17 protein-coding genes and 1 pseudogene are annotated in these 21852 nt (G+C 72.9%); 9 read left to right on the plus strand and 9 right to left on the minus strand.

Features of this window, described 5'->3' with window-relative positions; translation table 11 throughout:
• The first annotated feature begins 47 nt into the window (after positions 1–47).
• From J2S63_RS04470 to J2S63_RS04480, 3 genes and pseudogenes are all read left to right on the plus strand, one after another.
• Complete coding sequence (locus J2S63_RS04470) at positions 48–2996, plus strand: AfsR/SARP family transcriptional regulator (RefSeq protein ID WP_310299151.1); 2949 nt, start codon at positions 48–50, stop codon at positions 2994–2996.
• Between the two features lie 56 nt (positions 2997–3052).
• The gene (locus tag J2S63_RS04475) at positions 3053–3781 is read left to right on the plus strand and encodes a hypothetical protein (RefSeq protein ID WP_310299153.1); all 729 of its coding nucleotides are present in this window, start codon (positions 3053–3055) and stop codon (positions 3779–3781) included.
• 18 nt (positions 3782–3799) lie between these two features.
• A pseudogene (locus J2S63_RS04480) lies at positions 3800–4510 on the plus strand (S8 family serine peptidase); the annotation flags it as partial.
• A gap of 199 nt (positions 4511–4709) precedes the next feature.
• Here J2S63_RS04480 and J2S63_RS04485 read toward each other — a convergent pair.
• Both J2S63_RS04485 and J2S63_RS04490 read right to left on the minus strand, forming a co-directional pair.
• Positions 4710–5312 carry a hypothetical protein gene (locus tag J2S63_RS04485; RefSeq protein ID WP_310299156.1) on the minus strand — a complete coding sequence of 201 codons (603 nt, stop codon included), beginning with the start codon at positions 5310–5312 and terminating at the stop codon, positions 4710–4712.
• A gap of 55 nt (positions 5313–5367) precedes the next feature.
• Complete coding sequence (locus J2S63_RS04490; RefSeq protein ID WP_310299159.1) at positions 5368–5970, minus strand: dihydrofolate reductase family protein; 603 nt, start codon at positions 5968–5970, stop codon at positions 5368–5370.
• Between the two features lie 408 nt (positions 5971–6378).
• On the opposite strand from J2S63_RS04490, the gene J2S63_RS04495 reads away from it, so the two are divergent.
• Positions 6379–6933, plus strand: a complete 555-nt coding sequence (locus tag J2S63_RS04495; protein WP_310299162.1) for an NYN domain-containing protein — start codon at positions 6379–6381, stop codon at positions 6931–6933.
• Positions 6934–7045: 112 nt separating this feature from the next.
• Here the strand turns inward: J2S63_RS04495 and J2S63_RS04500 are convergent, their stop codons facing one another.
• Together J2S63_RS04500 and J2S63_RS04505 are read right to left on the minus strand one after the other, a co-directional pair.
• Complete coding sequence (locus tag J2S63_RS04500; RefSeq protein WP_310299165.1) at positions 7046–7294, minus strand: hypothetical protein; 249 nt, start codon at positions 7292–7294, stop codon at positions 7046–7048.
• Positions 7295–7392: 98 nt separating this feature from the next.
• Positions 7393–10389 (minus strand): WD40/YVTN/BNR-like repeat-containing protein, encoded by a 2997-nt coding sequence (locus J2S63_RS04505; RefSeq protein WP_310299168.1) that lies wholly within the window; start codon positions 10387–10389, stop codon positions 7393–7395.
• Positions 10390–10596: 207 nt separating this feature from the next.
• Between J2S63_RS04505 and J2S63_RS04510 the strand changes: the two genes are divergently transcribed.
• Both J2S63_RS04510 and J2S63_RS04515 read left to right on the plus strand, forming a co-directional pair.
• Complete coding sequence (locus tag J2S63_RS04510) at positions 10597–10896, plus strand: putative quinol monooxygenase (RefSeq protein ID WP_310299171.1); 300 nt, start codon at positions 10597–10599, stop codon at positions 10894–10896.
• 41 nt (positions 10897–10937) lie between these two features.
• Positions 10938–11690: a helix-turn-helix transcriptional regulator gene (locus J2S63_RS04515; RefSeq protein WP_310299175.1), complete on the plus strand. Its 753-nt coding sequence runs from the start codon at positions 10938–10940 to the stop codon at positions 11688–11690.
• A 16-nt stretch (positions 11691–11706) separates the two neighbouring features.
• Here J2S63_RS04515 and J2S63_RS04520 read toward each other — a convergent pair whose 3' ends face one another.
• From J2S63_RS04520 to J2S63_RS04530, 3 genes are all read right to left on the minus strand, one after another.
• On the minus strand, positions 11707–12582 hold the full coding sequence (locus tag J2S63_RS04520) for a hypothetical protein (RefSeq protein WP_310299178.1): 876 nt from the start codon (positions 12580–12582) through the stop codon (positions 11707–11709).
• A gap of 2 nt (positions 12583–12584) precedes the next feature.
• Positions 12585–13220 carry a hypothetical protein gene (locus J2S63_RS04525; protein WP_310299181.1) on the minus strand — a complete coding sequence of 212 codons (636 nt, stop codon included), beginning with the start codon at positions 13218–13220 and terminating at the stop codon, positions 12585–12587.
• A 98-nt stretch (positions 13221–13318) separates the two neighbouring features.
• Positions 13319–15106, minus strand: a complete 1788-nt coding sequence (locus tag J2S63_RS04530; protein ID WP_310299184.1) for a DEAD/DEAH box helicase — start codon at positions 15104–15106, stop codon at positions 13319–13321.
• Positions 15107–15275: 169 nt separating this feature from the next.
• Here J2S63_RS04530 and J2S63_RS04535 point away from each other — a divergent pair, with 169 nt between their 5' ends.
• The 3 genes from J2S63_RS04535 (at position 15276) to J2S63_RS04545 (ending at position 20168) form a co-directional block, all read left to right on the plus strand.
• Complete coding sequence (locus J2S63_RS04535; RefSeq protein WP_310299187.1) at positions 15276–17837, plus strand: P-loop NTPase fold protein; 2562 nt, start codon at positions 15276–15278, stop codon at positions 17835–17837.
• Positions 17838–18069: 232 nt separating this feature from the next.
• Entirely contained in the window at positions 18070–18681 is a 612-nt protein-coding gene (locus J2S63_RS04540) for a hypothetical protein (protein WP_310299189.1), read from the plus strand.
• A 263-nt stretch (positions 18682–18944) separates the two neighbouring features.
• Complete coding sequence (locus J2S63_RS04545) at positions 18945–20168, plus strand: IS110 family RNA-guided transposase (RefSeq protein WP_310299192.1); 1224 nt, start codon at positions 18945–18947, stop codon at positions 20166–20168.
• 10 nt (positions 20169–20178) lie between these two features.
• Here the strand turns inward: J2S63_RS04545 and J2S63_RS04550 are convergent, their stop codons facing one another.
• Both J2S63_RS04550 and J2S63_RS04555 read right to left on the minus strand, forming a co-directional pair.
• Positions 20179–20787, minus strand: coding sequence for a hypothetical protein (locus J2S63_RS04550; protein ID WP_310299195.1), 609 nt, complete (start codon positions 20785–20787; stop codon positions 20179–20181).
• Entirely contained in the window at positions 20784–21800 is a 1017-nt protein-coding gene (locus J2S63_RS04555) for an inorganic phosphate transporter (RefSeq protein WP_310299197.1), read from the minus strand. The genes J2S63_RS04550 and J2S63_RS04555 overlap by 4 nt, the downstream gene beginning before the upstream one ends.
• Positions 21801–21852: the final 52 nt, after the last annotated feature.

Consider the following 21852-nt stretch of genomic DNA (forward strand, 5'->3'; position numbering starts at 1 on the left):
GTCCCGTCAAGGGCGTCATCGTAAGCCGAACCGTTAGGTTTCGTCGCATGGAGATCCGGTTGCTCGGCCCCGTCGAGGTGGCCGTCGACGACCGGACGGTGCCGCTGGGCTCGCCGCGCCAGCGGGCGGTGTTCGCCATGCTCGCGCTGGCCGCCCCCGGGATCGTGTCCGTGGACCGCTTCGTCGACGGGCTCTGGGGCGAGGAGCCACCCGGCAACCCGGCGGCCGCCCTCCAGGTGTTCGTGCACGGCCTGCGCAAGGCGCTCAAGACCGAGTCGCTGGACCACGTGGTGGTGCGCGAGCACGCCGGCTACCGCTTGGCGGTCGACCCCGGCGCGGTCGACATCGGCCGGGCCTCGACGCTGCACCAGCGCGCCCGGGACGCCCGCGAGGAGGGCGATCTCGCCGCGGCCGCAGCGGCGCTGGCCGAGGCCCGGGCGCTGTGGCGGGGGCCGGCCCTCGCCGACGTCCGCGCGACCCCGTTCGCCGAGCCCGAGGCGGTGCGGCTCGACGAGCTGCGCCTGCTGGTCGAGGAGGACCTCTACGACGCCGAGCTGGCGCTGGGCCGGCACCACGCGCTGGTCGACCCGCTCTCCAGCGCGGTCACCGACCACCCCATGCGCGAGCGGTTCTGGGGCCAGCTGATGACCGCGCTCTACCGCTCCGACCGCCAGGCCGACGCGCTCGCGACCTACGCCCGGGCGCGCGAGCGACTCGCCGACGAGCTCGGCATCGATCCCGGTCAGGCCCTCCAGCAGCTCGAGCTGGCGATCCTGCGCCAGGACCCCTCCATCGCGGCCCCCGCCCCCGCGGCGCCGCAGCTGCCCGTCGTCGTCGCCCCGCGGTCGCCGAGCCGGGTGCCTCGACCCACGACCCCGACGTTCGGCCGCGAGCACCTGGTCGAGCAGGTGCACCTGCTCCTGCGACGCGACGACGTGCGCGCGGTGACCCTCACCGGACCCGGGGGGTCGGGCAAGTCGCGGCTGGCCGCGCTGGCCGCGCTCGCCGCCGAGGACGACTTCGCCGGCGGTGTCGTCCACCTCGCGATGACCGAGCGCACCGACGTCGACCAGGTGCTCGCCGAGGTCGCGCTCGCCCTGACCGGCAACGACGACCCGGCCGGCCTCGACGGGCTCGACACCGACGCCCTGCTCGTGCTCGACAACCTCGAGTCGGTCGACGGCGCCGCGGGCCTCGTCGCCGACCTCGTCGAGCGGACAGCGGGTCCGACCGTCCTGTCGACCAGCCGCCTGCCGTTGCGCATCCGCGCCGAGCACGACGTCGCCGTACCTCCCCTGGACGTGCCGGCCGCCGACGCCTCCCCCGCCGAGGTGCTGGCGGCGCCGGCGGTGGCGATGTTCCTCGACCGGGCCCGGGCGATCGCCGCCGACGGCGACCACGAGCAGCGGCTGGCCGAGGTCGCCGAGCTGTGCCGCTTCCTCGACGGCTTCCCGCTGGCGATCGAGCTCGCCGCCGCGCAGGTGCGCCTGCTCGCCCCGGGCGAGATCCGGGCAGCGCTCGACCAGGACCTCGGCGTCCTCCAGGCGCGCGGCCTCGACGTGCCCGAGCGGCAGCAGACGCTCGCGGCCACCATCGAGTGGTCCTACGAGCGGCTCGACCCCGACGCGCGGAGGATCGTCGACCGGCTCGCGCTGTTCGAGCGCAGCTTCACCATCGAGGCGGTCGAGGCCGTGTGCGACGACGTCCCGGACGTGCTCGCCGCGCTGGCCCAGGTGGTCGAGGCGCGGCTCGTGCGGTCCGCGGAGTCGCGGGTCGAGGTGCGGTTCGTCGCGCTCGGCACCGTGCGGGCCTACGCCCGGGCGCGGCTGGCCGAGCAGACCGACGTCGCCGCCCGGAGGGACGCCCTGTCCGACCACCTGCGCCGGCGGGTGCTCGCCTGGCGAGAGGAGCTCGACGGCCCGACCGGCACCGCCGTCCTCGGACGGTACGACGACACCGCGGCCGACCTCGACGCCGCGCTCGACCGCGCCCTCGCCGAGGGGGCGACGGACCTCGCGGTCGAGCTGGCCTCGTCGCTGACCGACCTGTGGATCGCCAGCGGTCGCCTCACCGACGGCCTCCGGCGTACGACGGCCCTGCTGGACCTGCCCGACCTCACCGACGGCGACCGTGCCGTGCTGCACCTCGTCGCCGGCAAGCTCGCCTACCACCTGACCGACTGGTCCCGGGCGGCCTCGGAGTGCCGGGCGGTGCTGTCGCTGACCACCGACGAGCGGGTGCTGGCCGACGCGCGCTGCCACCTCGGGGCGGCCCTCGTCGTCACCGGGTCGGAGGACGAGGGCACGGCGCTCGCGCAGCAGGCGCTGGCCGCGGCCGAGGCTCTGGGCGACTACCGGATCACCGTGGTCGCCCTGTCCATGCTGGCGATCGGGTGCGCGGTGCGGGGCGACGTCGAGGCCGAGCGCGCCTACTACGAGCGGCGGCTCGAGGTGGTCGGCGAGCGGGGTGACGCCGCGCGCCTGGCCGACACCCTCAACACGCTGGCCGAGATCGCGCTCGACGAGTCCGACCCCGCCAGCGCCCGCGCCTACGCCGGGGAGTCGGTGGCGATCGCCGGGGCCGCGCTCCCGCTCGAGCGACGCGACGCGACCATCAGCCTCGCCCGTGCGGCGGCGCTGGACGACGACGCCGCCGAGGCCGCGACCCACCTGCGCACGGCGCTCGAGCTGTCCGACCGGACCGGCCAGGCGCTCGCGGTCGCGCAGTGCCTGCGGGTCGGCGGCTGCCTGGCGGTGCTGTCCGCCGACCACGTGCTCGCGGTCCGCGCGTTCGCGGCCGCCCAGAGGGTGTCCCCCTCGCCGTCCGGCACCGACGACCCGATCGAGGCCGACCTCGCCGCGCGGCTGGGTCAGGCCCGCGACTCGCTCGGCGCGGACCGCGCCGCACGCGAGTGGACGCTCGGCCGGACCCTCCCCCTCGCCTCGACCCGTGCGGCCGTGGACGGTCTGGTCTCGCAGGGGCTAAGCGAGCGCTAAGCGCACCGCTGCACCCTCGCCTCATCGGGCCCGCCGGGCCCTCGGAGGAGACGACCATGACCCGCACCCGCACGACCCTCGTCGCTGCTCTCGTCGCTGCTGCCGTCCTGGGAGGCACGGGGGTGTCCCAGGCCGGCACGGCGGTGGACCCGGTCCCGCAGCGCACGCACGCCGGCGCCACGACCGGTGACAAGCACGCGGCGGCCCGGCCGGAGGGGGGCCGGGCCGCCGCGTTCGACGACGTGACGCGCCTCGCGCGGGTCACGGGGCGGGTCGAGGTGACGATCACGCTCGCCGACGCGCCGACCCAGGCGCCGGACGCCGATGTCCGTCGTCACCTGACCTCCCAGGCGCGGGCCGGCCGGGCGGCCGTCCTGGAGGCACTCGGCGGGCCCGGGTCCACGCACAGCGTGCCCGGCGCCCCGGTGATGTCGGCGGTCGTCGACGCCCGCGACGTGGCGGCCCTGCGCAGGGAGCCCGCGGTCCTCTCGGTCTCCCGCACCAGGACCTTCACCCAGGCCGGGACCTCCACCTTCGGGATCACCAACGGGGTGCAGCTGCCGCGGTGGTGGCACCAGAAGCGGATGGGTCTCGACTGGAGCTACGCCAACGGCTACAACGGCTACGGCCAGAAGATCGTGGTCATCGACAGCGGGGTCGACTACACCCACCCCTGGCTGAAGGGGCACGTCGTCGACGGGGCCTGCTTCTCCCAGGACGGCTGCGGCAACGGCTACACCTACCGCTACGGCCTCGCGGCGGGGAAGAACTGCACCTACTCCTAGGCCTGCGCCCACGGCACCCACGTGGCGCACACCGCTGCCGGCAAGTACGGCGCCGCGCGGTCGGCCGGCATCGTCGCGGTCAACGCCAGCGTCCGCAGCAGCGCGGGCAAGCCCACCTACAAGGACGTCGACCTGGTCAATGCCCTGTGGTTCGCCTACACCAAGGTCAGCCCCGCTCCCGCCGCGGTCAACATCAGCCTCGGGTCCCGCGACATCTACTCGACCACCTGCGACAGCCGCAACCAGGACCTGGCCGGCTGGATCAGCGCCCTGCGCAGCCGCGGCACGGCGACGGTGATCTCCGCCGGCAACAGCAACAGCAGCGTGGGCATCGGCTACCCCGCATGCATGAGCAGGGCCGTGGTCGTCGGCAACGCGACCCTGACCAGCGCGAGTGGCGTCCCCGCCGTCCTGGGCGGCACGACCGGCGGCTCCAACAGCAGCTCCCTGGTCGACCTGTGGGCCCCCGGCACCGACATCTGCTCGGCCGTGCCCACCACGCTGGACAAGGACGGGACGCGCGACGGGGTCGACTGCAGCTACTACGGCACCTCCATGGCCGCTCCCCAGGTGACGGGGGCGTTCGCGGTCCTCAAGGCGGCCCGGCCGTCGTACTCCGTCGACCAGGAGCTGACCGCCTTCGCCCGCAACGGCTACGGGATCACCGACTCGCGCAACGGCGTCCGCCGCGCGATGGTCGACCTCGCCAACGCGGTCTACTACGGCTGAGGCAGCACGGGACGCTGCGCCCCGACCTCCCGTGGGTGCTGGTGGAGGGCGAAGAGGTCCACCTGGCGTTCGCAGGCAAGCGGGACGCGGTGGTGCTGACGACAAGCGCCGTCTGCCTCACCTCGGAGGGGTCAAGGGCGACGTCGACACCGGCCACCTCAACCGCACGATCGGCGAGCTCGTCCTGTGACCGGTCAGGTCAGCCCCGCATCGTCGTGCTGACCGCCGCGCCCGTCCGGACGCCCCGGACCGCCTGGTCGCGGATCGGGGCCCTGATCGTCCCCTCGACCTCCATGCGCTGGTCGGCGAACCTCACCCTGAGGCAGAGCGACCGTCTGCTGACCGCGAGCACCTCGACCCGTGACGCGGCGTCGATCGGGCTGAACGAGCTGAACCGCTCGTCGACCTGCGTCAGCAGGCTGAAGCTGGCACCGCTCCCATCGGTCGTGAAGCGGTCGCCCGGGGCGACCGGGTGCCCCACCCGGCCGCGCAGCTCGAGCCCGACGAGGTGCTGGCCGAGACCTGCGGCGTTGGCCAGGACCGAGCCGCCCTCGGCGAGCTCGAAGTCGGCCGCGACGACGTAGAAGAAGAAGCGGTCGCTGTTGCCCTCCGCCGCGGCGTCGCGGGCGACCGACGTGGACTCGCCGCCGACGACCAGGTCGAGGTCGGTGCGACAGGGGCCCGCGCCCGCCCGGGCCCCGAGGGCAGCGAGCGCGCCGGCCACGAGGACGAGGCACGCGACGACGACCACCCTGCGGCGCACCCGCTCGCCGTCGGGTCCGTAGAGCTGGAGGCCGGCCACCGAGCCAGCCTAGGCACGCCGACCAGCGGACCCGGTCCAGGTGATGCGCCCGCGTTCAGCGGGGCACGGAGTAGCGCACGTGCGTGGCCCACCGCGAGCTGACCACCTTCACCACCTCGAGGTCGAGGTCGTGCTCGAAGCCCTCGAAGAGCCGCTTGCCGCTGCCGAGCACCACGGGGGCGACGGAGAGGACGAGCTCGTCGACGCGACCTGCGGCCAGGGCCTGGCGGATGACGTCGGCGCCGCCACCGATCGACACAGCCGCGTCGCCCGCGATCTCCGCGGCCTGGTCGATCGCCGAGTCGAGGTCGTCGACGAAGCGGAACCCCCGGTCCTCCGGCGGCTGGTCCTCGGTGCGGTGGGTCAGGACGACGAGGGGACCGCCGGGGAACGGGTTGGTGCCGCCCCAGGCGCCCGCGGCGTCGTACATCCCGCGACCCACGACGCCACCGCCGATGCCCGAGACGAGCTCGTCGTAGAACTGCTTGTCCGCGCCGTGCATCGCGATGGCGTGACCGCCGGCGTAGGTCCACGGCCCGCCCATCACCCAGTAGTGGAGGCGTTCGCCGCCTCGCCCGAGTCCTTGTCCCGCGCGGTCGTCCGGACCCGTGACGTAGCCGTCCACCGACGTCGAGATGGATGCGATCACCTTGCCCATGGGCTCCTCCTCAGATCGACAAGAAGTCGGACCCGTCCGCGCCGTCGGACTCATCGGCGAGCACCGGACTGAACCTTTGCTGAGACCAACGACTTTGTGGTTTGGAGAACAAATAACCGGGCATGACTGTGGTGCCATCAAGGCTGAGCGGTCGTCTGCCGTAGGCACCGCCTCGGTGTCCCGGTCGGGCCACCGTGAACGACTACAGGGAGGCCCGTGCCATGTTGTGGACCATTCTGATCATCCTGCTCATCGTTGCTCTCGTCCTGTTCATCCTGGGACGCGTGCGCGGCGGTCGCGGAGTCTGATCGACCGAACCACCAAGCAACGGCGGCCCCGCCACCCACCCGGGTGGCGGGGTCGTCGCATGTCAGCACAGGCGGCCCGTCGCGCCCTAAGGTGAGGTCCATGGACTCCCGCACGACGTACCTGCTCGTCGACGGCGAGAACATCGACGCCACCCTCGGTGCCTCGATCCTCGGCCGTCGCCCCAAGCCGGAGGAGCGACCCCGGTGGGAGCGGCTGCTGCAGTTCGCGCGTGAGCGCTGGGGCCAGCCGACCACGGGACTGTTCTTCCTGGCGGCCAACAACGAGCTGCCGATGTCGTTCGTCCAGGCCTTGATCGCCATCGGCTACAAGCCGATCCCGCTCTCCGGCGCACCGGGCGAGAAGGTCGTCGACATCGCGATCCAGCGCACGCTCGCCGAGCTGCGCCACCGCGATGCCGACGTCTTCCTGGTCAGCAACGACGGCGACTTCGTCGAGCAGACCCGCGACCTGCTCGACGGCCGCCGGGTCGGCGTCATCGGGTTCGTCGAGTTCCGCAACAGCGGCTTCGTCGAGCTGGTCGAGGACGGCCTCGAGACCTACGACCTGGAGTACGACGTCCGCGCGTTCAAGGAGACCCTCCCCCGCGTCCGCATCATCCCGATCGACGAGTTCGACCCGACGCTGTTCCTCTGACCAGGCGGGTCCCCTCCGGGGGGACTGCTGGCTGCACCGATCGAAGGCGAATCCCCTCGACCCGACGCTCGGGCGTGGGATTCGCCTTCAGCCTCCCGCCGGCCCGAGCCGCTCAGGAGTAGCGGTGGCTCTTCGCCTCGTGGCCGTGCTCGCGGGTGCAGGTCCGACCGTTCATCGACCGGTGCCCGCACAGCTCCGGTGCCGCGGCAGGTGCTGCCCCGGCAGGTGCCGCCGGCTCGGCCGGTCGGGTCCTCGCGGGTGCCGGCGCGGCCGGGCTCGCAGGCGCCTTCGCGCGGGCCCCCGCCCGGGACGCCTCGTACTTCGCCTCGCGCATCGCGCGCAGACCGTCCAGCTTGCTCATCGTCGCCTCACCGCCCGACCGTACGGCGATGGCCCGGGCCCCGGCGGCAGGCTCGCCGCCGGACGACCCGGACCACGTGCCCGGACCGGGTCCGGCCGCTAGGGCAGCGTGAGCGACCAGGCCCCGCGACCGTGGCTCGCGGCGTACAGCACGTGCGCGTCCTGGGCCAGGGTGAGCCCGTAGACCGCGGCGTTGGGGAAGCCGGTGCCGGCGCGCAGCCAGCTCGTGCCGCCGGCGGGGAGCCGCAGCACGCCGAAGTCGGTCGCGGCGTACAGGTCCCCGTTGCTGTCGTTGCGGGCAATGCCCGTGACCGGCTGGTCGCCGAGGTCGTAGGACCGGTCGGTGTAGGTCGTCCGCTGCGGGTTGCGCGCGTCGTAACGGACCTCGATCACGTGCTGCGGCGTGCCGGGCGTGTAGGCGCCGTAGCCGGAGTAGGACACCCAGGCGTGGTTGGGATCCCGACCGTCGATCGCGATGCCGGAGATGAACCGGCCGGGCGTCGACGCGGTGTCCAGACGCGTGAAGTGGACGGTGCGCGGGTTGGCCGAGCCGGCGTCCTTGGAGATCCACAACCGTCCGGTGCGGGTCGCGGCCCACATCGTGTTCTTGTCGGACTCGGCGCGCTCGGTCGCCACGACGAACTGGCCGCCGCGGTCGTTGACCGAGCCGGAGGTGAGGTCGTTGCCCATCGGCACCCAGTCGCCGCACGGGCCGGCGTCGCGGGTGAGCGCGTTGCAGTGCTCCTCGAGGTAGGCCCGCGGGCCACCGTTGTCGTCGGTGCGCCAGACGTGCTCCAGGCCGATGAAGGCACGGCCTCCGACCTGCGGATCGGCCTTGAACGGCACGTAGAACGAGCGGTTCTCCTTCGAGCTCTGCAGCGGGTCGTAGATCGCCAGCCACGTGGTGGGGTCGTCGCCCTTGAAGTTCACCTCGGGCGTCGCGTCGTAGTAGTTGTGGTAGCGGGTCTGCGTGCGCGCGATGTCGAAGCCGGACTGGCCGCCGTCGCCGCCGATGGTCTCGAACCAGGTCGGCGAACCGGTGAACGACCAGGTGCCGTTGTCCTGCGTGCCACCGAGCAGGCTGCCGGTCGGGTTGGACGGGTTGTAGGACAGCGACTGGAACTGGATCGTGTTGAGGCCGTCGTTGAGCGGCTCGATCGCCCCGGGGATCGCCTTGAGCAGCCGCTTGCAGTCGGCCAGGTCCTCTGGCCCGAGCGGCTCGTCGGTCGCGGCGTTCTTGCGGGTGTCACAGGCCGCGGACTTGTCAGTCGTGGTCCGCAGGTCGATGCGCACGACGCCTCCGTCGGAGCCGACGAACGCGATGCGGGGGTCGGCGGAGGCGAAGACGACCGCGTGCTGGTCGGGGTGGATGCCCTTGGTGAAGGGGTACGACGGCGCGGAGCCGATCGTGGCGCTCATGTCGGCCCAGGTCACGTCGGCCGCGGGGGCGCCGGCGTTGGTGGAGCGGATGACGCCGCGGCCGTTGGAGCGCGGCGGGGCACCGGCGTAGCCGGGCAGCTCGTCGTAGTTCATGGAGCCGCCGAGCCACAGGTCGCCCGTGCCCCCGGCGACGCCGGGCTGCTCGGCCGGGGAGACCACGAAGTCGTCGTAGCCGCACTGACCGTTCTGGCAGTAGTTGTAGGCCAGGAAGCCGTTGGTGCCGTTCTGGGAGCTGCTCAGCTCGGTCCAGCCGGCGTTGTCGTAGCCACCGTCGGGCGCGCCGGCGATCGCGGCCGCGTCGTCGGTGCGGTAGACCTTCGCGACCCCGAGGTCGTCGGAGGAGTCGCCGAGGTAGATCCGCGTCCTGCCGCCGCCCAGGGGCACGGCCGAGAACTCGGTGCGGTCGCCGAACAGGTCGTCGGGGTTCATGGTCTGGAACACCTGGGTCCAGGTCGCGCCGCCGTCGGCCGAGCGCCACACGCCGTAGCCCAGCACGCCGGCGTACAGCGTGCCGGGGGTGACCGGGTCGAACTGGAGCTTGGTCACGCCGCCCTGGAACCAGTCGGAGCCGGTGCCGGCACCGGGCGGGGTCCCGTTGGCCGGCGTCTTGGACTGCAGGTCGGTGGAGAGGGTGAAGCTGGCGCCGCCGTCGGTGGAGCGGTAGACCCCGAGCGCCGGCGCGTTGGGCGGCGTACGACGGCCGCCGTTGACCGAGGACGACCCGTGCCGCGCCACCGCGGTGCCGATCACGATGGTGTCCGGCCGGCCCTGGCGGATCGCGATCGAGCCGATCGAGCGGTTGGTCGCCACCGAGGCGGAGCCGGGCACCAGCGACCAGGACCGGCCGCCGTCGGTGGACTTGAACAGGCCCAGGCCGGCCTCGGAGTCACCGGAGCCGTTGGGCTCGCCGGACCCGGCGTAGAGGGTGTTGCCGCTGGCGTCGTTGGGGTCCACGACCAGCGAGCCGAAGGCGTTGGTGGGCAGGTCGCCGGGCGGGGCGATCCACGCGGGGTGGGCGGCGAGCGCGTCGTCGGTGCGCCAGATGCCGCCGCCGGCGGCCGCGACCCAGAGCCGGCACGGTGCACCGCTGGGCGCGGAAGACTTGCCGCAGCTGGGGTCGATCGCCAGCGCGGTCACGCGACCGGACTCCTGCGTGGAGGGCCCGCTCTGCGTGCGGTAGTCGTAGAACTGAGAGGCCTGGGAGGCCACGTCGGGCGTCACCGGGCCGAGCGCCTGCCAGGCGCCGGGCGTCGCCGAGAGCGAGGCGGCGAAGGTCTTCTGGGAGCCGTAGTCCGAGCGGTCGGCCTTGTGCGCGGTCCGCTGGTACTTCGCGCGGGCACCACGGGAGCGCTTGTCGTCGACGTAGCTGCGGGGGTAGGCGCGGTTGTCGACCTGCTCGGCGGCGGGGTTACTCGGGCCCTTGCGGTCGGCCTCCCCGACGGCCGTCTCGAACCGGGCCTCCTTGCGTGGCTCGGCGTAGCCGTTGGGCCGCTCCTCCGACTCCTCCTCGTCCTCGCTCTCGGCGGCGAAGTCACCGTCACGGTGACCGACCCCGGGGTGGGCGCTGCTGCTGCGGTCGCCTCCCCCGCTGGTGCAGCCCACCGCGGCGAGCATGAGTAGGACTGCGATCAGGGCGATCCACGACCGGTGCTTCATGAGCCCTCCCGGAACTGAGAAATCTCAGGTGAGACTAAGCAGATTCTCAGCCTCCGGATAGACCCCTGGGGAGCGCAATCAAGGTGGGACCGATGCGGTCCCCCGGCTGTCCGCCACGAGCGTGCACTCGTCCGATCGGCGCGAGCCGGACGACGGGGTGCGGCGGCACGATCGACGCATCGATCCGACCTCCAGACAGGAAACACCGTGCTCATCGCCGTCCTCGACCTCCGCACCGACCCGACCGACCGCCCCGCCGCCCTCGCCCAGCTCGACCGCGAGCGGGCAGAGATCCGCGCCATGCCGGGCAACCTCGACTTCCGGGTGTACGCCGCCCGCGACGACGCCGGGGCCGTGACGGTCCTGCACGAGTGGGCCGACGAGCCGTCGTTCGCGGCCTACCTGGCGTCCGACGCCTTCGCCCGCTCCGGCGCGGTCCTGCGGCCGCTGGTCACCGAGCCGCCGCTCAGCCGCCGCTTCAGCGCGGACCTGATCGAGACGGTGTGACCACGCGTCGCGGACTAGGGTGACGGGGTGCGGGGCGAGCCGTGAGGCGTGAGGCGTTCGCGTTCGCGCGGGACTTCGAGCCGGCCCCGCCGTCGGAGCTCTGCGTGGGCCGGCACTACCTGCTGTGCGCCTCCCGCGGAGCGCTCCGGCTCGAGGCGCACGGCACCTCCTGGGTGCTCCCACCGGCACGCGCGGCACTGATCGCGGCCGGCGAGCCCATCCAGGTGTCGATCCCTCAGCCGGTGACGACGTCGTCGGTCCTGTTCGTCCCCGGGTTCACCCCGGACCCGCCGGCACCCCTCACGGTCTTCGACCTCACGCCCCTGGCCCGGGGCCTGGTCACCGAGTGTGCCGAGTGGCCCGAGGCCGAGGGCCTCCTCCCGCCGTACGCCCGCAGCATCTTCGGCGCGCTGGCGGCGGTGACGTGGCGGCTGGCCGAGCGGCCCAGTCCCGTCGCCGTCCCTGCCGGACGGTCACCGGAGCTGCGTGGAGCCCTCGCCCTGACCGCTGAGCGCCTCGGCGAGGACCTCGCCTTCGAGGAGGTCGCCCACCACGTCGGGCTCGCCCCCCGGTCGCTGGCGCGACGGTTCGAGGAGGAGTGCCAGATGACGTGGCGCGCGACGCTGCGCCGGATGCGCGTGCTGCGGGCGGTCGAGGAGCTGGCCGCCGGCGAGGACTCGGTCACCACGATCGCGCACCGGGTGGGCTACACCTCGCTGTCGGCCTTCAACGCCGCGTTCCGCGACCTGACCGGTCGGACGCCGACGGACTACCGCGCCACCTTCCGGCCCTGAGAGCGTGCTCGTCGGGTCAGGGGGCGCGGCTCATGAAGCGGAACTGCACGCGCACCGAGCTGTCGAGGCGCACCATCAGGGTCGAGTCGCTCGGCGACCACCGCTCCGGCACGAGGAACATCGTGCCGTCGCCCTGCACCAGCACCCGGAACCCGCGGTAGCGGAAGCGGAACTCGTCGCCCTCGGCGGCCGGGAGCGACGTCACGGTTACGATCCCGTCGGTCAGGAACAGCGGCTCCTGGGTGTCGAGGATGACCGGCGCCAGCTGGTCGAGGTGGCGTGCGGTCCGCATGCCGTTGCCCAGGCCGGTCCACTGCGCGACGGTGGCGGTCGCCCAGAACACGCAGCCCACGATGGCCACCACCGTGAACGCCAGCACGCCCCGGCGCAGGTTGACCTCGTCAGGGTCCGGCGAGCGCAGGAAGTCCGGCGACCCGGGCATGCGCATCGTGTAGAGCACGGCGGCGCTGCCGGCGGCGAGGAGCAGCGGCGTGACCAAGGGGTACGCCGGCCAGTCGCCGAACGCGGCGTACCCCCCGACGAGCACGACCCCGGCGGCCACGCCGAGGATCCCGGCGGCGAAGGCCACCCGGACCGCGCCCACCGACAGGGGTCGGCGCCTGATCGCCAGGTGGAGGAGCAGCAGGCCGGCGCCACCGAGCGAGATCGCGAGCAGGGGCACGAGCAGGGCCTGCGGGCTGCGCATCACGTAGTCACGCGTGCTGAGGCCGACGGTGTCGACGTCCAGGCCGAAGTAGCGGTACTGCGCGCGGGTCGAGACGTAGCCGAAGTAGAACAGCAGTGAGCTCAGCAGCGTGGCCGGGGCGACGAACTTGCTGCCGACCGCCCACCACCTGTCGAGCAGGGCTGCCCGTGACTCCTCGTCCGCCACCCTCAGCCCCCGTCGTCCGCGGAGGGCGCCGGCTGGAGCTCGATGGACTGCGGTCCGGCCGCCTCGACCTCGGCCTTGAACGACTCGCACTCGTCGACCCGGTCGGCCGGGCAGGAGATCTCCCCCGAGGTGAACGACAGCAGGCCCGGGTCCTGGGTCGAGCCGGTCCAGGTCACCGCGACGTAGCACCGCTGGGTCGTGGTGATCCGGACCTCGCCCTCCAGGCAGGGTGGGGTGTCGCCCTCGCAGGTCTCGTCCGACAGCGCGAACTCGCCCTCGGGGCTGAGCTCGACACCGGTCACCGTCACCGCGATCCAGTCGGGGAGGTCGGGCGGGTTGGTCCAGCCGACGTCCGCGCACTGCAGCGTGTCCGACACGACGATCGAGCTGCCGCCGATGGGGAGGCCGGGCAGCTCGACGGCGACGTCCTGGTTGCCGGAGTCGTCGGCCTGCTCGGTGGCCGCGGTGTCCTCGGCCTCGGGCGTGCTCGTGTCCTCGACGACCGTGTCGCCGGCGGTGTCCTGGGTGGTGTCCCCCGTGCTGCCGCTACCGCCGCACCCGGCGAGGAGGAGCAGCGCGCAGACCAGTGCGCCGAGAGGTCCTCCCCCGACTCTCGGGGCGGTCCGAGTCCTCCGCACGGCGCCTCCTCAGGCCCCGACGTCCGCATGAGGCAAGGCGTCTGCGCCCTCCACGGTGCTCTCGTGGGATGACCCCGTCAAGGGCCGTGGTGCCCCGGTCAGTCGCGGGGGCGCTTGTGACGCGGTTTCTTGTCACGCTTGTCGAAATCGCGGCGCGGCGGCCCGGACCGGTCGGCGCGCGGAGCGGCGTCCTCGCGGCGCAGCTCGATGAGCTTGCCCGAGATGCGGGTGCGCTCGAGGGCGGCGTGCTGCTCGGAGGTCAGCGAGGCCGGCAGCTCGACGTACGAGTGGTCGCCGCGGATGTCGATCTTGCCGAAGTCCGCGCGCTCCAGGCCGCCCTCGTTGGCCAGGGCGCCGACGATCTGGCGGGGCTCGACGCGGTGCCGCTTGCCGACGGCGATGCGGTAGGACGCCAGCGGCACGCTGGACCCTCGCGACGGTCGCGACTGACGGAACTCGCGGTCGCTCGTGGGCCGCGAGGGCCGGTCGCCGCGGTCGGACCTCGCGCCCTTCTGGAACACCTGCTTCGGCGGCTCGGCGACGGGCGCGTCGGAGTTCAGCAGCAGAGGGGTGTCGCCCTGGGCGACGACCGCGAGCGCGGCCGCCACGTCGACCTCGGGCACGTCGTACTCGTTGACGTAGTGCTTGATGATGTCGCGGAAGCCCTCGATGCGGTCGGTCTGCTGGAGGGCCTCGGTGATCGCGTCGTCGAACCGGGCCAGGCGCGTGGTGTTGACGTCCTCCGCGGACGGCAGCTGCATCTGGGTCAGCGGCTGGCGCGTGGCCTTCTCGATGATCTTGAGCAGGTAGCGCTCGCGGGGCGTGACGAACGAGATCGCGTCACCGGTGCGGCCCGCACGGCCGGTGCGACCGATGCGGTGGACGTAGGACTCGGCGTCGGTGGGGATGTCGTAGTTGACGACGTGGCTGATGCGCTCGACGTCGAGCCCGCGGGCCGCGACGTCGGTGGCGACGAGGATGTCGAGCTTGCCGTCGCGGAGCTGGTTGACCGTGCGCTCGCGGACGTTCTGGGCGATGTCGCCGTTGATCGCGATCGCGGAGTAGCCACGCGCGCGCAGCTTCTCGGCCAGCGTCTCGGTCTCGTTCTTCGTGCGGGCGAAGACGATCATGCCCTCGAAGTTCTCGACCTCGAGGATGCGCGTGAGCGCGTCGACCTTCTGCGGGTAGCTGACCAGCAGGTAGCGCTGGGTGGTGTTGGCCGACGTCGTGGTCTTGGACTTGACCGTGATCTCGGCGGCGTCGGTGAGGTACTTCTTCGCGATCCGCTTGATCTGCGCGGGCATGGTCGCGCTGAACAGCGCCACGTGCTTGTCGGCCGGGGTGTCGGCCAGGATCGTCTCGACGTCCTCGGCGAAGCCCATCTTGAGCATCTCGTCGGCCTCGTCGAGCACCAGGAACCGCAGCTCCGAGAGGTCGAGGGTGCCCTTCTCCAGGTGGTCCATGATCCGGCCGGGCGTCCCGACGATCACGTGCACGCCGCGGCGCAGGGCCGAGAGCTGCTGGCCGTAGCCCTGGCCGCCGTACACCGGGAGGACGTGGAGGCCCGGGAGGTGCGCGGCGTAGCGCTCGAACGCCTCGGCGACCTGGAGCGCGAGCTCACGGGTGGGGGCGAGCACGAGTGCCTGCGGCGTCTTCTGCTTGAGGTCGATCTGGCTGAGGATCGGGATGGCGAACGCGGCCGTCTTGCCGGTGCCGGTCTGGGCGAGCCCGACGACGTGACGGCCGTCGAGGAGGGCCGGGATCGTGGCGGCCTGGATCGGGGACGGCGACTCGTAACCGACGTCCTTGAGCGCCTTGAGCACGCGCTTGTCGATGCCGAGGTCGTCGAAGGTGGTGGGTGTGTCAGATGACTCGTCACTCGGCATGGGTCAAGGGTAGGGCCGCGCGTCCCTCTGGCCCGAATCTCACGGGTACGACGTGGGCGGACTCACGCCGACCGGCGCGGCCTCGATCTGGTCGATCTGACCCGTCCGGGCTATCGACGCAGGCCCGAGCACGGGCACTCTGGAGGGACCGGACCCCGGGGAGGCCGAGATGGACGCCGTCAGTGTCGACCGGATCGTCGTCGAGCAGACCGATCTCGTGCAGGCGGACGCCGACGTGCTCGTCGTCCCCGCGACCTCGTCGGGCACGTTCGGCCCGTCCTGGTCGGAGCTGGTGGGCCGTCTGGCCGGGCTGGAACGGGTCGAGGAGATCGAGCTCGGCGGCCTGCGGACCGTGCCGGTCACGACCGCCCGGGCCGTCCTGCTCGCCTTCGCCGCGACCCGCGGCCCCGGCGAGGACGCCGGCGAGGACGCCGACGAACGGATCGTGGAGAGCATCGGCCGCGCCCTGGCGGACCTCTCGCGCGACAACCCCGCGGTGCGGGTGATCGCCTCCCCCAGTCTCGGCACGGGCGCGGGTCGGCTCCCGCTGGAGCGCTCCGTCCCGGCTCTCGTGCGTGGCTTCCTCGCCGAGCCGTGCGACGCCCAGCTCATGCTCGTCGCTCGCGAGCCGGACGTCGTCGATCGGATCAAGGCCGTGCTGGGCAGTGAGGACGCCGGGTCGGTCGACGAGGCGTCGGGGACGACGGGTGCCACGACGGACCGCATGTTCGCCTCGAGCGTCGCCGACACCGTGCCGCTGCCCGGCGGCGGACGCGTCCGCGCGGCCGACCGCCTCGACACCGCGGCCGACGTCGAGATGCTCGCCTCGGTGATCCTCGCGAGGAACACCAGCCTCCCCCTGGCGATCGGGCTCTTCGGCGACTGGGGCAGCGGCAAGAGCTTCTTCATGGCACAGCTCGAGGAGCGGCTGGACGAGCTGTCGCAGACGGCCCGGACTGACGAGCAGAGCCCGTTCCTGAGCGAGCTCCGCCAGATCCGGTTCAACGCCTGGCACTACGTCGACGCGGACCTCTGGTCGAGCATCGCCTCGACGATATTCGACGGGCTGGCGGTGACGGGCGCCGACGGGACGCGGCTCGACGAGGCCCGCACGGCGCTCGGCGAGGCAGCCAAGGAGGCCGAGCAGGCGCGGCGGGAACGGCTGTCGGCCGAGCGGGAGGTGCGGTCGCACCAGGAGGACGCCAACCGCTCGGCGCAGAAGGTCCTCACCACCCTCCCCGCCCTGGTCCAGGAGCTGACCCGCGCGCCCGACCCCGACGCGCCGACCACGCCGGGAGCCGACTCGGGGTCCCGGCCGACCCTCGTCGCCGCCGACCAGGTCGCCGTGCTGACCGGCTTCTGGGCTCAGCTGAAGGTCGCAGCCCGCGCCGGCTGGGCCGAGCTGCGCGCGTCCCGAGGCTGGACCATCGGGTTCCTCGCCCTCGCGGTGGTGCTCGGCGTCGTCGCCACCCAGGTCGCCTCCTCCGGCTGGTTCGCAGCCCTGCTCCGGGTCGTCGTCCCTCTGCTCACCGCGCTCGCTCCGGCGCTCACGTTCCTCACTCGCGCGCTCAACGGCATCAGCAGGGCACGCAAGGCACGCGAGGCCGAGCTGCACGACGTGCAGCTCGCCCTGACCCGGGCACGGGTCCGCGAGGAGCAGGCCGTCCACGCCGTGGAACGGCAGCAGGAGCAGCTCGACCTGCTCCGCGACCGAGGCGCCCAGCTGCAGACGCTCGTGCAGTCGGCCGCGGTCGAGTACCGCAGCGGGCTCGGCATCATGTCCCGCCTGCGCAAGGACTTCGAGCAGCTGACCCTGCTCGTCGGTGCTCGGCCCGACGGGCCGGACGACGCGGCGCCCGCTCCTTTGCGGGAGGCCGCCCGGACGCTGGCCAACGCGGAGAACGACATCGAGCGGATCGTGCTCTACATCGACGACCTCGACCGCTGCTCCCCCGACCAGGTCGTCAAGGTGCTCCAGGCCGTGCACCTCCTGCTGGCCTTCCGCCTGTTCGTCGTGGTGCTCGGCGTGGACAGCCGCTGGCTCGAGGCCTCGCTCGCCTCGCACTACGAGACGCTGCTGGAGAAGCCCGCGGACTACCTGGAGAAGATCATCCAGGTCCCGTTCCTGCTCCGCCCAATGACCAAGGACGGCTTCTCCTCGATGATGTCGGAGCTCTCCCGGCCGCCGGTCGCGCAGAGCATGCCCGCTCAGCGCGGCGAGGGGACCGCCGGGATGCAGGGCACCACCTACGGCGCGGCGATCGACACCGGAGGGTCCGCGGGTCCGGCGTCCGAGCCGGTCGCCCCACCTCCCGGTCGCGCGCTGACCCTCACCCAGCCCGAGCTGGACCTGCTCGCCTCGCTCGGTGACGTCGTCCCGAGCCCGCGGGCCGGCAAGCGGCTGCTCAACATCTACCGCATGCTGCGGGTCTCGGCGGACAACGGCGACGCCCTCACGGCCGAGGACTCCCCGGACTCCAAGGTCGTCGTCCTCCTGCTGGGTCTGCTCGTCGGCTGCCCCGACGAGGCGTCAGAGGTGTTCACCACGCTGGCCGGCGCCGACTCCGGCTCGTTCTGGGAGATCCTCCGCTCCGGCGACCACCGAGGAGCCCTCACGCGTCTGGCGCCGCTCAAGCCGCTCGCCGAGACCGCCGACCTCGCCACCGTCCAGCTGTGGCTGCCGCGGGTGCGTCGCTTCTCCTACCGGATGTCGCGGACGCCGGTCCCCTGAGCCCTGCTCGGTCACGCCGGCGGCGCGCTCCCGTGCCGGTGGACGACCTTCCACTCGACGACGGTCGAGCAGGGCGCCGATCCCGGCCCGGCCGTGGGCGTTGCGTCGGCCCCCAGGACGGACACCGAGTCGTGTCGGGACCACAGGGCGCGGCGGGGGCCGGGACGCTCGACCCTGGTGAGCCAGGTGTGCCGAACCTAGGGTGACGCCACCGCGCCACGAAGGAGGGCCCATGAAGACCTTCACCCCTCGCCAGGTCGTCGTCATGGTCGTGGCGGTCTGTGCGGCCGTCGCGCTGGCGCCGGCGGGAGCGATCGCCGCCGCGACCCTCATGACGATCTCGGACCCCAGCAACGGCAGCAGGGCCCGCGTGGACGCCGGCCGGCTCCGGGTGGGCGACGGCACCGGAGCGCTCACGGTGGACGGCACCACCGGACCGGCCGTCCCGGCCAAGCCGTTCGCCGTCACCGCCCAGATCAGGGCCACCGGCCCCACGGGCGTGCTCCTCGCGAGCCGCAAGGGCGCGTCCCGGCTGGCCGTCACGGCGATCACCAACCACCTCGACGTCAACAGCTTCCAGGTCGCGCACTACACGTCGTACGTCGTCGACGTGACCGGGTTCGCCTGCCCCGGCAAGCCGGACGCCCTGGCACCGGCCGACCTCGAGCTCGACGTCCCGCTGGCGGTCGTCAAGGCGACCACGAGCACGGCCTACCCGACGCCGCTGGTCTTCTTCCGCACCGCGACCGCGGGGTCGACGTCCTGCCTCTACGTGTCCTCCACGCAGGTGGGCGCCGCGGACTTCGACGTCTCCACGACGATCAGCGGCTTCTGGGCGCCCTGACCTCACTGGTGGACCTTGGTCCACGACAGGAGTAGGCCTTCTGTCTGCACCCCGGGTCTGCCGAGTCACTGCCAGGCTGACCGAGTCGCCCGTCTGGGACGACCTGCCTGAGAGTTGCGGGGCTCGGTGGCCCGGGACGTGCAGATCGGCCATAGGGCTTTGCGCCAAGGCTTGCCGGCCTGGAGCGCCTCAGTGAGCGACCGACCGTCACGTCCCGGACCGGAGTGCTGAATCCGTGGGCTAGACGGAAGGAGAGCACTCACATGGAGGCTACGCCCGCACGAATCACCTTTGCCGGGATCGACTGGTCCTGGCAGCACCACGCGGTCTGCGTGATCGACGCGCAGGGTCACCGGCTCGAGGAAGCCACGCTCCCGCACTCGCGTTCCGGCCTGGCCAAGATCACCGCGCTGCTGCGCCGCCACGAGATCACGCAGGTCGGAATCGAACGTGGCGACGGACCGGTCGTCGAGCACCTCCTGCGCGAGGGGTTCGAGGTCGTCGTGATCTCCGCACGCCAGGTCAAGTCCCTGCGGGTCCGCTATGGCTCGGCGGGCAACAAGGACGACCGCTTCGACGCCTTCGTCCTGGCCGACGCGCTGCGCACCGACGCCGGACGCTGGGCGATCGTGCGTCCCGATACCCCCGAGACGGTGGCGCTTCGGATGCTGGTCCGCGCCCGCCAAGACCTGGTCGGGCACCGGATCGCGGTCCACAACCAGCTGCTCGCCGTGCTGCAGCACAACTTCCCCGGCGCGATCGGCCTGTTCAGCGGCCTCGACATCGCCATCAGCCTGGCGTTCCTGCGCCGCTTCCCCTCCGAGGCCAAAGCCGCCTGGCTCTCGCAGAGCCGGCTGGCGCACTGGCTCAAGGCCAACGCCTACTGCGGACGCCAGACACCCGCCGAGCTCGTGGCACATCTCCATGAGGCCGCGACCGGACGCGTCGATGGAGCAGCCGCTGAGGCGAGCGAGCTCATCGTCCTGACCCTGGTCGAGCTGCTCACCACCCTGCGCCGCCAGCAGACCGCGCTCGAGACCCGGATCAAAGAAGCACTGCTCGCCCACCCCGACGGACCGATCTTCCAGTCCCTGCCCCGCTCCGGCACCGTCCGCGCCGCCACCCTGCTCGCCGAGATCGGCGACTGCCGGGCTCGCTTCCCCGACGCGGGCGCTCTGGCCGCCGCCGCCGGCGTCGCACCCTCCACCCGGCAGTCCGGGACTTTCCGCAACGTGGGCTACCGACGCGGCTGCAACAAACACCTCCGCGACGCCCTCGTCGACTGGGCCCAGGACACCCCACGCGCCAACGCATGGGCCCGCGACACCTACGACCGCGCCCGCCAACGCGGCGCACGCCACCCCCACGCAGCACGGATCCTGGCCCAGGGCTGGACGCGGATCCTCTGGCGCTGCTGGACCGACCACCAGCCCTACAACCCCGACCTACACGGCCGCCTCAACGACCTCCAACACCAGGCCGCTTGACATAGGGCTCTCAGGCCTCCTTGACCACGGCGTACCAGACCCGGTCCGCGACCCGACTGATCCGCTCCCCCACCTCGAGGGTGCGGCGGTAGAGCTCGGCGCGTGCGGTCATCTCGCGCACGTCGGCGACGTCGAGCAGCGCGCGCATCGCGACGCGGTAGGTCTGTTCCATGCGTCCCTCGCACTCGACCGCGGCATCGGCCTGCGCCGTGGCCCTCTCGGCCGACCGGCCGAGCTCGCCCACCGCCACCCGGAGCCGCACCACCGCGTCCAGTGCCTCCTGCGCCATCGCGGCGAGCGGCTCGTCGGGGGCCAGCCCCCAGATCTCGGCCTCGCGCACGACGTTCTTCTCAGCGGCCACGACGGCCACGAGCCGCTCCCCCAGCGTGTAGAGGTCCTCCTGGTCGACCGGCGTGCTGAACGCCTCGCGCAGCTGGAGGCCGAGGGTCCGGCGCAGCTCGGCGACCCGTTGCCCGCACTCGCGGACCCGGCCGTCCTGGGACCCGTCGCCGGACGCCCAGGCGGCGAAGGCCGTCGTACCGTCTGCGGCGGCGTCCGCCATCGCGCCCAGCGTGGCGAGCACGTCGGGGTTCTCGGGCAGGAACCAGTGTCGCTTCACAGCACCATCCTCTCCGCCAGCGCGACCGTCGCGCCGAGCGCTGCACAGCACGGCAGGGTCACCAGCCACGCCAGGGCGATCTCGCGTACGACGGGCCAGCGCACGTGACGCCAGCGCCGGCCGGCCCCGACGCCGGCGACCGACGAGGCGACCACGTGGGTCGTGCTCACCGGCGCCCCGACCACCGCGGCGGCCCCGATCACGAGCGAGCTGGTGCCCTGGCTGGTCAGCCCGTCGAGCGGCCGGATGCGGTAGATGCCGCGCCCCAGCGTGCGGACGATCCGCCAGCCACCGGACGCGGTGCCGATCGTGAGGGCACCGGCGCAGACCAGCTTGACCCACAGCGGCACGACGAAGGCCGACAGCGACCCCGACGACACCAGCGCCAGAGTGATGAGGCCCATCGTCTTCTGGGCGTCGTTGGTGCCGTGGCTGAACGACAGCGCGGCCGCCGTCGCCCACTCTCCGCGGCACAGCCACCGCGTGACCCCGCGGCGGGCGCGCCGCAGGCTCCTGGCCGCGAGGCGCGACGCGGCCCACCCGACGAGGCCGCCGAGCAGCGGTGACAGGGCAAGGGCGGCGAGCACCCCCACGATCCCGTCCGGCCGCCAGCCGGTGAAGCCGCCCCACCGCACCGCACCGAGTCCGCCGGCCGTGAGGGCCGCACCGACGAGCCCACCGACCAGCGCGTGCGAGGACGAGGACGGCAGCCCGCGCCACCAGGTCAGGAGGTTCCACACGACGCTCGCGACCAGGGCGGCGAGCAGGATGTCGAGGGTCTCGGTCGCGCCGACCTCGACGAGGCCACCGACCGTGTCGGCCACAGCCGTGCCGGCGAGCAGCGGGCCGAGGGCCGTGAACACCGCCGCCACCGCGACCGCAGCCGCCGGTGTCATCGCACCCGTCGCCACCGGGGCGGCGACCGAGTTCGACGAGTCGTGGAAGCCGTTGGTGACGTCGAAGACGATCGCCAGGACCACCACGACGACAGCGGCCGCAGCCACGCCGCTCACGTCTCCAGTCTCCAGGGTTGCGCGCCCCTCCGTAGGCTCGAGGAGGCGTTCT

This window comes from Nocardioides marmoribigeumensis (genome assembly GCF_031458325.1).
GTDB classification, from domain to species: domain Bacteria; phylum Actinomycetota; class Actinomycetes; order Propionibacteriales; family Nocardioidaceae; genus Marmoricola_A; species Marmoricola_A marmoribigeumensis.